Consider the following 12,332-nt stretch of genomic DNA (forward strand, 5'->3'; position numbering starts at 1 on the left):
GAAACCATGTCCGAGATCGAACTGCGGAATGTGGGAAAGAGCTACGGCAGCCTGCCGGTGCTCGATAATATTTCGCTGGACATGGGCAGCGGCGAATTCGTGGTGCTGGTCGGCCCGTCCGGTTGCGGAAAGTCGACGCTGCTGCGGATGATCGCGGGGCTGGAAGACATCAGCGCCGGCGAAATCACCATCGGCGGCCGGATCGTCAACGACATGCCGGCCAAGGAGCGCGACCTTGCCATGGTGTTCCAGAGCTATGCGCTCTATCCGCACATGAAGGTGGCCGACAATATGAGCTTCGCGCTGAAGCTCGCCGGCGTTTCGAAGAGCGAGATCAAGCGTCGCGTCGATGAAGCAGCCGACATCCTTGGCCTTGGGCATCTGCTCGAACGGCTTCCACGCGAATTGTCGGGCGGTCAGCGTCAGCGCGTGGCCATGGGGCGCGCCATCGTGCGCGATCCGCGTGCCTTCCTGTTCGACGAGCCGCTCTCCAATCTCGACGCCAAGCTCCGGGTGAAGATGCGCGGCGAGATCAAGAAGCTGCACCAGCGGCTGGGCAAGACCACGATCTATGTCACCCACGACCAGACCGAGGCCATGACCATGGCCGACAAGATCGTGGTTCTGAACGGTGGCAAGATCGAGCAGATGGGGCCGCCGCTGGAGCTTTACAAAAACCCGCAGAACCTGTTCGTTGCCAGCTTCATCGGCTCGCCTGAGATCAACCTCTTGCGTGGCGAGGTCGACGGCCAGATGCTACGGCTTGCCGACGACGCCCGCCTGCCGCTGCCTTCGGGCCATGGGCTCGCACAGGGGCGCAAGGTCGTCTACGGCATCCGCCCGCAACACATCCAGCTTGCCGACAACGGCATCGCCGCCGAGGTTGTGCTGGTCGAGCCGACCGGGGAGGCACAGGAGGTCATGCTGCGACTCGAGACCACGGATATCACCGTGGTTCTCGGCGAAAGCGCATTACTGCAATCGGGCGCGAACGTGACGATCGGCTTCGACACCGCCAATATCCTATTGTTCGACGACAAGACCGGCGGGCGCATCCAATGAGCGAATTTGCCAGGAAACACTGGGATCCGAACGCCGAGGGGCCTCTCGAAGGGGTCAAGGTTCTCGACCTTTCGCGTCTCGTCGCCGGCAACATGTTGTCGCTGCAGCTTGCCGATTTCGGCGCCGACGTGATCAAGATCGAACCGCCGGCCGGTGATCCGCTGCGCGAATGGAAAGACGAAGGCCTGTCGCTGTTCTGGAAGACCTATGGGCGCAACAAGCGCTCTGTCGTCCTGAATTTGCGCGAAACGGCCGACCGCGAGGCACTCTGGGCGCTGGTTGCGAGCGCCGACGTCTTCATCGAGAATTTTCGCCCGGGAACGCTCGAACAGATGGGCTTTGGCCCGGAGGCGCTGCTCGCGCGCAACCCCGATCTCGTCGTCGTGCGCATATCCGGTTTCGGGCAGACAGGCCCCTATGCGGAATTTCCCGGCTTCGGCACCATCGTCGAAGGCATGAGCGGCTATGCCTACCGCACCGGTTTTCCCGACCGCGAACCTGTGCTGCCGCCGCTCGCGCTCGCCGACATGATCGCCGGTGTCTACGGCATGTCGGCGACGATGACGGCGCTCTTTGCGCGCGAAAAGGGCAGAGCGCGCGGGCAGGTCATCGACCTGTCGCTGCTGGAGCCGATCTTTTCCGTGCTTGGCCCCGAGGCCGGCATCTACGCGCTCAACGGCACGGTCAAGGAACGCATCGGCAGCGCCTCGAACACCGCATGCCCGCGCAACGTCTACCGCTGCGCCGATGGCAAATACGTCGCGCTCTCCGGTTCGACGCCGGCGGTCGCCCGGCGGATATTCGAGATCATCGGCCGGGCCGACATGAACGATGATCCGCGCTTCCGCTCCAACAGCGAACGCCTCAAGCATCGCGATTTGGTCGATGACGCCATCGGAGCCTGGTTTGCCGTGCGCTCGCATGACGAAGCCCTTGCCACCATGCGCGACAGTGGCGCAACGGTCGGGCCGATCTACAACATTGCCGACGCCACCGAGGACGCACATTTTGCCGAGCGCGAGGTGATCGTATCGCTGGATGATGCGGAGCACGGTGCGCTGCCCATGCACAACATCGTGCCGCGCATGTCCGAAACACCGGGACGCTTCCGGCGTCCGGCACCGGCGCTTGGTGAACATACGGCCGAGGTGCTGGCAGAAGTGGGGTTTAATGCCACGATAGCGGCGGCGATCGTTGCCGGAGCAGGCCGATAAGGCTGCGTCCCGCTTTACGCGCCGGCCATTCGGACCGTTACGGTAAAAGGGGCAGAAGGTCATCTCTACAGACGACATGCACCTTGTTGCCGTCGGGGTCGCGCAGATATGCACCGTAGTAGCCATCTCCATAGTGCGGCCTCGGACCGGGAACGCCCTCGTCCGTACCGCCGGCCGCAAGGCCGGCAGCATGGGCCTGGTCGACCGCCGCAGGTGTCGGCGCGAGAAATGCGACCATGCTACCGTTTCCCACACTGGCAGGCTTCCTGTCGAACGGCTCATAGACGTAGAAGCGCGGCAATGCCTGACCTGATGCGATCCAGCACGCTGCAGCCGGTCCGCCATCCGGAGCAACTGTTCGCCTGACAAGACCAAGAGGCGCGAGAACGGCGTCGTAGAAGACGGAGGCACGATCAAGGTCGCTGCAACCAACCGTGACGTGGCTGAACATGTTCATGCCCTGCCGACCGTTGGCTCTCCACTCGCCAGGATGGCGCCGGCAAGATCCAAATCGACGTTCCGGCCGGATAGCGTGACGGCAAACGTACGTCCCTCGAGCGGTATCTTGCGGGCGAGCACAGCCGCCAACGCGACAGCGCTTCCAGGCTCGAGAGCCAAGCCGAATTCGCTGAAGGCCACGCGCATGGCCTCCTTTGCTTCGTCATCCGTGACAGCAAGCGTACCGGCCAGATCAGGTCTGATGATCTCGAAGGGAATCTCTGCCATGTAGAGCCCGCTGATGGCGTCGCAGATCGAATGGCCGCCTGGTGCCAGGTTGATGCGTTTGCCGGCTGCGAGCGATTTCGCCATCTTCTCGAACCCAACGGCCTCGACGCCATAAACCTTGGTGGACGGAGACGCCTTGCTCAACCCCAGCAGGCAACCGGCGGTCAGTCCGCCGCCGGAGCAGCAGGTCAGCAATACATCGATCTGGGCATTCAGCCTCGCGGCCTGTTCCGCCATTTCAAGCGCGACGGTGCCGGCACCGGCAACCACCCAGAAATCGTCGGCCGGCGGTATAAGCACCCGATCCTCGCGACGCGTGATTTCAGCTGCCACGTCGGCGAGGTCTTTCATCGGAACCTTCACGACGCGTGCTCCATAGGCCGCGATCCGTTCGGCCTTTGCCGCCGGTGCGGTCTCCGGCACGACGACCACGGCTGATGTGCCCATCAGGCCGGCGCAATAGGCAATCGCAAGGCCGTGATTGCCGGAAGACCGGGCGACGACGCCACGCCGCCGTTCGTCGTCGGTCAGCGACCCTACCCTGTTGACCGCGCCACGCAGCTTGAACGAACCCGTGACCTGCAGGCTTTCAGCCTTGAGCAGCAACCGGCCACCATATTTCTGATTGAGATATGGCGATTCCAGCAGGGGCGTCTCGATGCAGTATTTGCCGATACGGCGGGCGGCCGCTTCGACATCGTGTAGAGTTGGCAGGGAAGTTGTCGGGACGGTGGAGAAGGGCATGACATTGATCCGGCGCTGCAATTTGTTTTACAAATGCACCGATGCCATAAGAGTTCAATTGGTTTATTGCCCTCGGAGCATTTGAGATGCTGGATTACCGCGCCGTCGCCGACGTTGTCGCCGGCGAGATCGCCTCTGGAAAGCTGCCGCCCGGTTCGCGGCTGCAGCCGCAAAGAACCTTTGCCTATGAGAGAGGAATAGCGGTCTCGACCGCCAGCCGTGTTTATGCCGAACTCGTTCGCCGCGGTCTGGTTATCGGCGAAGTCGGGCGTGGGACCTTCGTCAGGACGCCGGACCGGCTGCAATCTGCGCGGATCAGCGAGATCGCCGACGCGCCGATCGATTTGCAACTGGCGACATCGGGTTCCCTGGAGCAGGCGGCCCTGATGGCGCCGGCGTTCAAGAACATGGCCAACCCGGCAACACTCTTTGACGCCATGGACGCTCTCGGTCCCTTCGGGCCAAAGGGCGTCGGCGAGATCGTCGCGCGCTATCTCGCGCACGATCATTGGTCCCCGAGGCCTGACGGCATCCTTCTTGCCGGTGGAGGACGCCAAGCGATTGCATGCGCCATGGCAGCTGTCTGCAAACCTGGCGATCGCATCGGTGTCGAGCCGTTGACCTATCCGTCGGTCATCCGCATGGCGGCTCGGCTCGGCTTGCAGCTCGTGCCGCTTGAGATCGACGGTGACGGCGTCGACGTTGCGGCGCTTATCAGGGTGCTTCGCGCGAAGCCGCTCGATGCGATCTACATCCAGCCGACCATCCATAACCCGCTCGGCTTTTCGATGTCGCACGCACGACGAACTGCCCTCGCCGAGGCGCTCGAGGAGACCGGGCTGCTCTGCATCGAGGACGCTGCCTTTGCATTCCTTTCCGACGCGGCACCGCTTGCGGCCTATGCGCCGGAGCGTGTCGTCTACGTCAACAGCATGCAGAAGCGGCTTGGTCCGGGCGTTGGCGTTGGCATTGTCGTCGCGCCGCCGCAGGTCAAGGATCGCATTGCCGCGGTCATGCGTGCCGGAGGCTGGATGGCGTCGTCCCTATCAATGCGCTTGGTGCTATCCTGGATCTCTGACGGCACAGCCGCCCATGTTTCGGAGCTGAAGCGGAAGGATGGGCGCGATCGGCAGTTGCTGACGGCGCGCATTCTCGGCCCCGTGTCGCCGTCGGCGGAAAGCAACGCCTTTCATATCTGGCTCGAACTGCCGGAGATCTGGAGTGCCGGGGCGTTCGTTTCGGCGGCCGCTGTACAAGGCGTCGCCATCACGCCTGCGGGCGTGTTTAGTGCCATCCCAGGGCGTGCACCAAACGCGGTGCGCGTCGCGATCTCCGCTCCGCCGCTCAAGGACCTGGAGCGCGGGCTTCACGTGATCCGATCCCTGCTGGCCTCGGTGCCTGGCGACGCCGAGATCGAGTGACGAAGACTTGAAGCAAGCGGGGGCATGGCCCGGCGCTTTTAATCTCGCCAACATCTCTACATCAGCGAACTACCATCCTGCCGCGCAGCATCTCACAACAGTGAAATGCGGCTCGCGTCAGCCGACGAACAGCGCGCGCAGCCGGGCGAATAGGCCGCTGCGTTCGCCAGTCGAGATCGACCTGACGAGTTCTGCGGCCGTCTGCGCGTTCACCGTTGCACCGAAGTGGCAGTAGCAGATCACGCCGTGCAGCTGCCAGTCGCGCAACTCGAAGAACCTGAGGGCCTCGCCGTAGGTGTCGTTTTCCATGCCTGCGGCACGCAGTACGGTATCTTCGAACGCGACGGAGATCGGCGAGCCGTCGCTGCGCAATGTATCGCGCACGGCAGCGGACTGGTGTTCGGTTTCATACAATGTCGCCAGGTGTCGGGACGGGCTCTGCTCGAGAACCTCCGCCCAACGTTCGAGGCGTTCCCTGCGAGACATGCTCAGCGGCCGGTATTCCGGTTCGATTTGTGCAAAGACTTGCAATTGCTCGCGTGTATGGTGCTTCATTGTGGCCTCCATTTAGACGATAGATGCTCTGCGCCAGCCCATTTCACCCTACCGAAAGCGTGACTCTTGTTGGGCGCGAAGTCCAATCACGATGATGCTTCGTGACCCGCTGCCAATCCGGCGCCGCGACAATCCGTCCACAGGCAACACGCCCGCATGGGCGAAGTACCCAGATTTTGACATCTTGTGGGATCACTCAGGCTGCGTATTGAGGGAGGCTTCCATGAAGACAAAGGCACGCGACCGCGAACTCATCGACGTGATGAGACGATATTTCGCGGCAAAGGCTGAGCTATCCGAGCTACGAGCGCAGCTGGAGCAGGCCAGACGCGCCGCCGGTGCGGACATCGGTAGCTTTTACGATCCGCGCACCAATACCAGCCATGCAGACGACGTCATGCGTTCGCATGCTCTCAACAGCGAGATGCGCTCGCTGATGGATCGAGCCGAAGCCTGGGGCAGACAAGAGATTGCGACATTGAGACGAGATTTGCCGGCGGAGGAGTTGCAATCCGAACCGGATCCAACGGATGAGCCGGCTGCATCCGGTATCGAATAAGCGCCGTCCAACCCTGAGGGCGTGCCGAGAGCCTTGACGCGTGCCCGGATACAGGGACATGCCGCCGGCATGACAACCGTAACTGCGCAAGCGCGATAGGCTCGGAGCGCCAAGTCACCCTGAGCGTGCATTGGCGGTCTTCGGTCAAGCCGTGGCGCCAAGCAGCCAAGCCCCGCTGCAGCATTGGTGCTTTCGATGAACGCAGAGAGCGATCAGGGCCTTCGCCGCGGGACATCGGCCGCGATTCCCTGTCGTTGCGTCAAAAATGGGAATAAAACCTGGAGTGGAACGTAGAATAGATCGCCTGTCGATTACCCATTGGTGCTGGTAAGCTATGGAAACTCCCTTCTCCCACAGTAAATTCCCGGTTGAATTGCGTGAGGTATTAAGACAAACTCTGTCGCGCAATCGTTTGTCCAATCGCTTCCTAGATTAGTGGCCGAAGGGCTTAGATACTGCTGTTGAATTTTTTTCGGCACGCGGATGCCAATCAATATTGGCGGAACGGCTTAAAGGTACAAATGGCTTTCTTGCTGCAAACCTTTGGGGGCTTGAGGCTCGTCGATTCAGAGGGAAGGCAAGTTGCCTATCCCGAGAAAGGTTTGTTACTTCTCGCTTATTTGCTCACGACCAAAGATGGAGCCGAACACCGAACGGTGATGGCCGCATTCTTGTGGGGCAACGAAGACAGTGCCGTTCCGCTCGTGAACATGCGCAAGTTGATTTCCAGGATAAAGGTCCGCCAGGACGAAATTGGAGCGCAATTCCTCTCCTTTACCAGTAGCATGATCCATATGGATCGCGCGTCGTTGTCATCGGACATGGATCCGGCGACCGATAGCGAAATAGCCGATCCCTTGCCCCAGCTCCGCAGCCTTGCAACGCTGATGCACAGGTCATTCCTGGGGGCGGTCGGCTGTCAGAGCCGCGCTTTTTATGGCTGGCTCGCGGAACAGAAAGACCGCCAAAATACCCTTCTCAAAGCTTTGTTGCGAAAAGCGGCGCGCGCGCCGCGTTCGGAGGAAGAGGCTGACGTTCTCAAGGATGCGGGGATATTGCTCATCGAGGCGGAATACGCGGATCCGAATCCCGATACGTTGCAGTTGCTTGTCGAAATCTTTCAAGCCGAAGAGCAAGTCGACCACCTCAGGAAAATTCTCGAGAGGCGACGCGATGCGCTTGCACGAGGTGCCGATCTCGTGAACACCTTGGCGAGCCGGGATGCCGGACCTGGACCGGTCGCACGGCCGTACGCTCGTGCCGCCAGCATGTCCGAACCTGATTTTCAGACTGGATCTGGACAAACGCACCGTCATGCAATCCCTCGTCTGGTGCTGTTGCCTCCAAGCGACTATGTCGGGCGCCCGGACTTTGGCTTCATCGCGAGCGCCCTGATCGAGGACATCACCATCGGGTTTTGCGCCTTCAACAGCCTTCAGGTGATCGCCCACCATTCTGCCGTCCGGATCGGGCGCCAGCTTGAGGACCAGGCTGATTTCTTTGAGCGATTTTCTCTGAACTACATCCTCGACAGCCGGATCAGCAGTCAGACAAGCGAAGGGACGTTGTTCGTCCAGCTCATCTTCTTTCCCGATAATGAAGTCGTGTGGGCGGAAAGGTTCAGCCTGAGCCATCCGGAACTCGTCGCCACCCGGCGTGTGATCGCACGAAACATCGCGCTTTCGGTTTCAAGCGAGATCGAGCGGCATGAGGCGGCGCGTCTTTATCGCGAGCTGAATCCGGCAGCGTACCACAGCTATCTCGTGGGACGACGGCACCTGAACCGGCTGACGCTGCCGGACCTGCGGCGCGCCCGCAAGGAGATGAAGACCGCACTCCATGCGAGCGCCGATTTTGCGCCGGCGCTGAGTTCGATCGCCAGGACCTACTCAAAGGAATGGCTGCTGACGGCACGTGGCGACCTCGAACTGCTGAAGGCGGCCGAGGTGTTTGCTACGCGTGCCATCGGGGCCCGCCGGAATCTGGCAGACGGCTATCGCGAGTTCGGCGTGGCCAAGCTGTTGCAGGGGGCTTTCGATGAAAGCGCGGAAGCAATGGAACTCGCGGAGACGCTTGGTCCCCATTATGCCGATATCATTGCCGACCATGCCGATACACTCGTCCATTGCTCGCTTCCCGGCAAGGCGTTGGAAAAGATCGAACATGCGATTGAGCTCAATCCGTTGAGCCCGGACTCCTATCTCTGGACCGCCGCAGGTGCGAACTACGCGTTGAGTGAATTCGAGACATCGCTGGATTACATCGGACGTATGGCCGATCCGAGCCTGGCCGACAGGCTCTCGGCCGCGAACTGGGCGATGTTGGGCCATAGGGACAGAGCGCGTGTCTTTGTTCGCCGGGTGCGCGAAGCCAACCCCAATTTCGACCTGGACACGTGGCTTGCCGCCGTTCCCAGCAAGGAACAATGGCACAAGGACCTCTACAGAGAAGGCTTGAAGAGGGCAGGATTTTAGACCGAGCAGATCCATAGTGAGAGGGGAATACGGATGGCCAAAGTTGTTGTGATAGGTATCGAAGGTGAGGACGGCCTTTGGATTGTCGATCTGAAGGCTCGCAGCGTCGAGCCGCTGGATTCACCGAAGGCCGGGGGACTGAAGACGGTTGCCGATCTACGTGCCGCCGGGGTGAGCGTGATCAAGGGGGCCGACGTGGCGTTGGTCGTCAAGTCGGCTGCCGCCGCGTCGTCGGGGCACTACGAAGGGTAGGGCGCCGGCTTAAAAAACGGCAGCACAAGCCTGGCTGAAGGCGTGGATTGTCTCGGCCATGGGGTCAAGGTGCAGCGCAATGCTGGTGTGAAGCCTCGGCGTGACTTGGTACGCCCCGAGTTTGGACTGCTGGCGCCAGAGCGTATGCAGCGCGGGGGATGCCTAGCAATCATCCAAGCGAACTCAGGCACGGGCCGGTTACATCACAAATCATCAGCGCGCTGACTCAGGACTCCACTTTAGCGGCTTTGAATAAATCCTGAGCTTCGTAGCCTGATTGTAGCCGCTCGCCTTATAGTATTCGGCAGTGGCGCCCTCACTTTGCGACAAAAGCCACGCGCTCGAAAAGCCGGAACTCAAGGCTTCAGCCTCAAGAAATCTTAGCAGTTGCTTGCCGATGCCACGTCCCTGGTGAGAAGGCAGAACCGCGATTTCAGGAATGTACAGGCCCCTGCCGGCCGCCGACGTATGGGGGAGGCCGATCGCAAAGCCAAGCAACGCGCCATTTTCCAATGCCCCGACGCCGAGCCAACCGGGAGTGGTCGACAACTCGCCCATCCGTGCCGTCGCTCTCTCCAAGGTCCACGCCTCGTTCCAAGGCGGCCCGATATATGCCTTCACGATGATGGCCGCCGCCCGCAACGCGTGGTCTTCATTTATCCGTTGGAAGATGACCGGCATTCAAGCTCCGCTTGTCACGTGCTGTTAAGGCAGAAATCACGGCCATTCAGTATTCCAATCGCTGGCAGATAACAACTCTACGGTATTGCTGATAGTAATTCAAACGCGCTGATTGAAGCGCGAGTATTACCGGCAATCCGCCAGTCTTGAGTTCGGAATGATCTGCCACGATTTGGGGTAGCCGACCTTCGGTCCTGCTTCACTGACGCTATCGATGCGAGGCGTTGCAGCCACCTTAGAAGCCGGTGCGTGCGCAGGTTCCTCGAACTGCAACATCGCGGTCGTGCGACAAGCGCTGCTCAACCTCAGGATAATGCAGGCGGTTTGGCTGGCGCGCGCCAAACCGTGCCGGTGGAAGCTTGAACCAGCACTCATGTGAGAACGAGACTGCCGCAAATGATCCGAGGCACCGAGCGGTTTAGCAAGAAGCCGGCGAGATGCCGGCTTCCTCTGGGTGTGAATCCAATCAGGCCGTCTGGAGGCCTACAGCCGGTTCCGGATCCTCTATGGACTTGCCGGCATTGTAGACGGTCTCGTCGAGAATGCCTTCGCGCTTGGAGACGATCGTTGGCACCAACGCCTGTCCGGCGACGTTGACGGCAGTGCGGCCCATGTCGAGGATCGGGTCGATGGCAAGCAACAGGCCGACACCTTCGAGCGGAAGGCCAAGCGTCGACAGGGTGAGCGTCAGCATGACGGTCGCCCCCGTCAGGCCGGCAGTCGCGGCCGAGCCGAGCACGGAAACGAAGATGATCAGCACATATTCCTGCAGCCCGAGCGGTACGCCAAAGAATTGCGCGATGAAAATCGCCGAGATTGCCGGGTAGATCGCCGCGCAACCATCCATCTTGGTCGTAGCGCCAAGCGGGACGGCAAAGGCGGCAAACTCGCGCGGCACGCCGAGGCTCTTCTCCGTCACGGTTTCGGTGACAGGCAGGGTGCCGACAGAGGAGCGCGAGACGAACGCGAGCTGGATTGCCGGCCATGCACCGGCAAAGAAGCGCGATGGCTTCAGGCCATGCGCGATCAGCAGCGCGGGATAGACGACGAAGAGCACGATGGCGAGGCCGATATAGACAGCAGCTGCATACCAGCCGAGTTGCGCCAGCGTTCCCCAGCCATATTGCGCCACGGCGCGGCCGAGCAGGCCGATGGTGCCGATCGGCGTCAGGCGAATGACCCACCAGAGGATCTTGCGGACGATCGCGAGAAGCGACTGGTTGAAGGCAAGGAAGGGCTTGGCCGCTTCGCCTGCTTTCAGCGCGGCGGCACCAAAGGCGATGGAAACAACGAGGATCTGCAGCACGTTGAAATTCAACGACGTACTGGCACTTCCTTCCGTCAGCTTGGTGCTTGCCTCCAGGCCCAGCATGTTGCCGGGAACCAGGCCCTTGAGGAAATCAAGCCATGAGCCGGCATAGGACGGCGCCTTGGCAGCCTCCTGCGACACCGCCGAGCCGACGCCTGGCTGGATGATGAGGCCGAGCGCGATGCCGATGATGACAGCGATGAACGAGGTGATCGCGAACCAGAGGAGGGTTTGCCAGACGAGCTTCGCTGCATTCTGAAGCGTCGCCAGATTGGCAATGGAGGCAACGATCGCCGTGAACACGAGCGGCGGGACCAACGCGCGCAGAAGCTGCACGAAGATGGAGCCGATCGTCTGGAGCGTCACGGTCAACCAGTTGGGGTTGCCGGCCGCATCGACGCCCATGTTTCGGGCGATGAGGCCGAGCAGCAGTCCAATGACCATGGCTGCCAGAACTTGGAAACCGAAGGACATGAAAAACGGCTTCGGCGGGGATTTGATAGTGGCTTGGGACACGATTCACACTCGATTGATTGATGGAGCAGAGCGTTCGGGAGGAAACTTCCGCAACGGCGACAAATTAGTCAAGGTTGTGACAGAGGATAAGCAACCGTTTGGCTCGGGACCAATCATAGGTGGAATAATTTTCCCGGTTGAACGCTTGGCCACGGTGCATGGCGGAGGGGCGAAACCGGCAATCCGTTACGTTGCGCCCGTTTGCTGGGCCGCAAGCCGTGTATTCGGGCGCTGGCGGGTAGCAGCGTAAGCTATCCACACATACCAATCCGACGCCACTGCTCTATCTGGTGCCTGTGGATTTCACCCTGAGGAGAAGAGCATGCAGATCAATCGCACAGGATCGGCGAAATGGGCCGGCGGTCTCAAGGACGGTAAGGGTCAGATTTCGACGCAGAGCGGCGCGCTCAAGGAGTATCCGTATGGTTTTGCAACGCGCTTCGAAGGCGTCGCGGGTACCAACCCGGAGGAACTCATCGGTGCGGCTCACGCCGGTTGCTTTACCATGGCGTTGTCACTGATCCTTGGGGAGGCTGGCCTGACGGCCGACAGCATGGAGACGACCGCCAAGGTCACGCTTGAGTCCGTCGCCGATGGCTTTGCCATCACGGCTATCCACCTGGCGTTGAAGGGCCGTGTGCCGGGCGCGGATCTGGCAAAATTCACTGAGCTGGCAAACAAGGCGAAAGCGGGATGCCCGGTGTCAAAGGCACTTGGTGCGGTTCCGATAACACTCGACGTCAGTTTGGCATGAGAAGCCCGTGTGCGCCGACGACAGCGCCGCGCGTCTTATTGGACGCGCAAAGGTCACTGCAGCAC

At 61.0% G+C, this 12,332-nt stretch carries 13 protein-coding genes; 8 read left to right on the plus strand and 5 right to left on the minus strand.

The genetic code is table 11. From position 1 onward, the window contains the following. Positions 1 to 6 precede the first annotated feature (6 nt). Together ugpC and ASD03_RS08195 are read left to right on the plus strand one after the other, a co-directional pair. On the plus strand, positions 7 to 1,062 hold the full coding sequence (gene ugpC / locus ASD03_RS08190) for a sn-glycerol-3-phosphate ABC transporter ATP-binding protein UgpC (RefSeq protein ID WP_057205894.1): 1,056 nt from the start codon (positions 7 to 9) through the stop codon (positions 1,060 to 1,062). Beyond that, positions 1,059 to 2,276: a CoA transferase gene (locus ASD03_RS08195; protein ID WP_057212711.1), complete on the plus strand. Its 1,218-nt coding sequence runs from the start codon at positions 1,059 to 1,061 to the stop codon at positions 2,274 to 2,276. Before ugpC ends, ASD03_RS08195 begins: the two co-directional genes overlap by 4 nt. A gap of 37 nt (positions 2,277 to 2,313) precedes the next feature. Here the strand turns inward: ASD03_RS08195 and ASD03_RS08200 are convergent, their stop codons facing one another. Together ASD03_RS08200 and ASD03_RS08205 are read right to left on the minus strand one after the other, a co-directional pair. Further along, positions 2,314 to 2,727, minus strand: a complete 414-nt coding sequence (locus ASD03_RS08200) for a VOC family protein (protein ID WP_057206150.1) — start codon at positions 2,725 to 2,727, stop codon at positions 2,314 to 2,316. Between the two features lie 2 nt (positions 2,728 to 2,729). After that, entirely contained in the window at positions 2,730 to 3,746 is a 1,017-nt protein-coding gene (locus ASD03_RS08205) for a threonine/serine dehydratase (RefSeq protein ID WP_057205899.1), read from the minus strand. 86 nt (positions 3,747 to 3,832) lie between these two features. Between ASD03_RS08205 and ASD03_RS08210 the strand changes: the two genes are divergently transcribed. Next, positions 3,833 to 5,167: a PLP-dependent aminotransferase family protein gene (locus tag ASD03_RS08210; RefSeq protein ID WP_057212713.1), complete on the plus strand. Its 1,335-nt coding sequence runs from the start codon at positions 3,833 to 3,835 to the stop codon at positions 5,165 to 5,167. 117 nt (positions 5,168 to 5,284) lie between these two features. Here ASD03_RS08210 and ASD03_RS08215 read toward each other — a convergent pair whose 3' ends face one another. After that, a complete protein-coding gene (locus tag ASD03_RS08215) occupies positions 5,285 to 5,722 on the minus strand; it encodes a hypothetical protein (protein WP_057212715.1) in 438 nt (145 codons plus the stop codon). Positions 5,723 to 5,945: 223 nt separating this feature from the next. Between ASD03_RS08215 and ASD03_RS08220 the strand changes: the two genes are divergently transcribed. The 3 genes from ASD03_RS08220 (at position 5,946) to ASD03_RS08230 (ending at position 9,007) form a co-directional block, all read left to right on the plus strand. After that, positions 5,946 to 6,281, plus strand: a complete 336-nt coding sequence (locus ASD03_RS08220) for a hypothetical protein (protein WP_025429700.1) — start codon at positions 5,946 to 5,948, stop codon at positions 6,279 to 6,281. A 521-nt stretch (positions 6,282 to 6,802) separates the two neighbouring features. Beyond that, positions 6,803 to 8,755, plus strand: coding sequence for a hypothetical protein (locus ASD03_RS08225; RefSeq protein WP_057212717.1), 1,953 nt, complete (start codon positions 6,803 to 6,805; stop codon positions 8,753 to 8,755). A 33-nt stretch (positions 8,756 to 8,788) separates the two neighbouring features. After that, positions 8,789 to 9,007 carry a hypothetical protein gene (locus ASD03_RS08230; protein ID WP_057205904.1) on the plus strand — a complete coding sequence of 73 codons (219 nt, stop codon included), beginning with the start codon at positions 8,789 to 8,791 and terminating at the stop codon, positions 9,005 to 9,007. A 213-nt stretch (positions 9,008 to 9,220) separates the two neighbouring features. Here the strand turns inward: ASD03_RS08230 and ASD03_RS08235 are convergent, their stop codons facing one another. Further along, entirely contained in the window at positions 9,221 to 9,688 is a 468-nt protein-coding gene (locus tag ASD03_RS08235; protein WP_025429703.1) for a GNAT family N-acetyltransferase, read from the minus strand. A gap of 466 nt (positions 9,689 to 10,154) precedes the next feature. Further along, positions 10,155 to 11,513, minus strand: a complete 1,359-nt coding sequence (locus tag ASD03_RS08240; RefSeq protein ID WP_025429704.1) for a dicarboxylate/amino acid:cation symporter — start codon at positions 11,511 to 11,513, stop codon at positions 10,155 to 10,157. On the opposite strand from ASD03_RS08240, the gene ASD03_RS38720 reads away from it, so the two are divergent. Together ASD03_RS38720 and ASD03_RS08245 are read left to right on the plus strand one after the other, a co-directional pair. Then, complete coding sequence (locus ASD03_RS38720; protein WP_107027870.1) at positions 11,470 to 11,763, plus strand: hypothetical protein; 294 nt, start codon at positions 11,470 to 11,472, stop codon at positions 11,761 to 11,763. The genes ASD03_RS08240 and ASD03_RS38720 overlap by 44 nt on opposite strands. Positions 11,764 to 11,835: 72 nt before the next feature. Then, positions 11,836 to 12,267: an OsmC family protein gene (locus ASD03_RS08245; RefSeq protein ID WP_057212719.1), complete on the plus strand. Its 432-nt coding sequence runs from the start codon at positions 11,836 to 11,838 to the stop codon at positions 12,265 to 12,267. Positions 12,268 to 12,332: the final 65 nt, after the last annotated feature.

The organism is Ensifer sp. Root127, from assembly GCF_001425225.1.
Lineage (GTDB): Bacteria > Pseudomonadota > Alphaproteobacteria > Rhizobiales > Rhizobiaceae > Ensifer > Ensifer canadensis.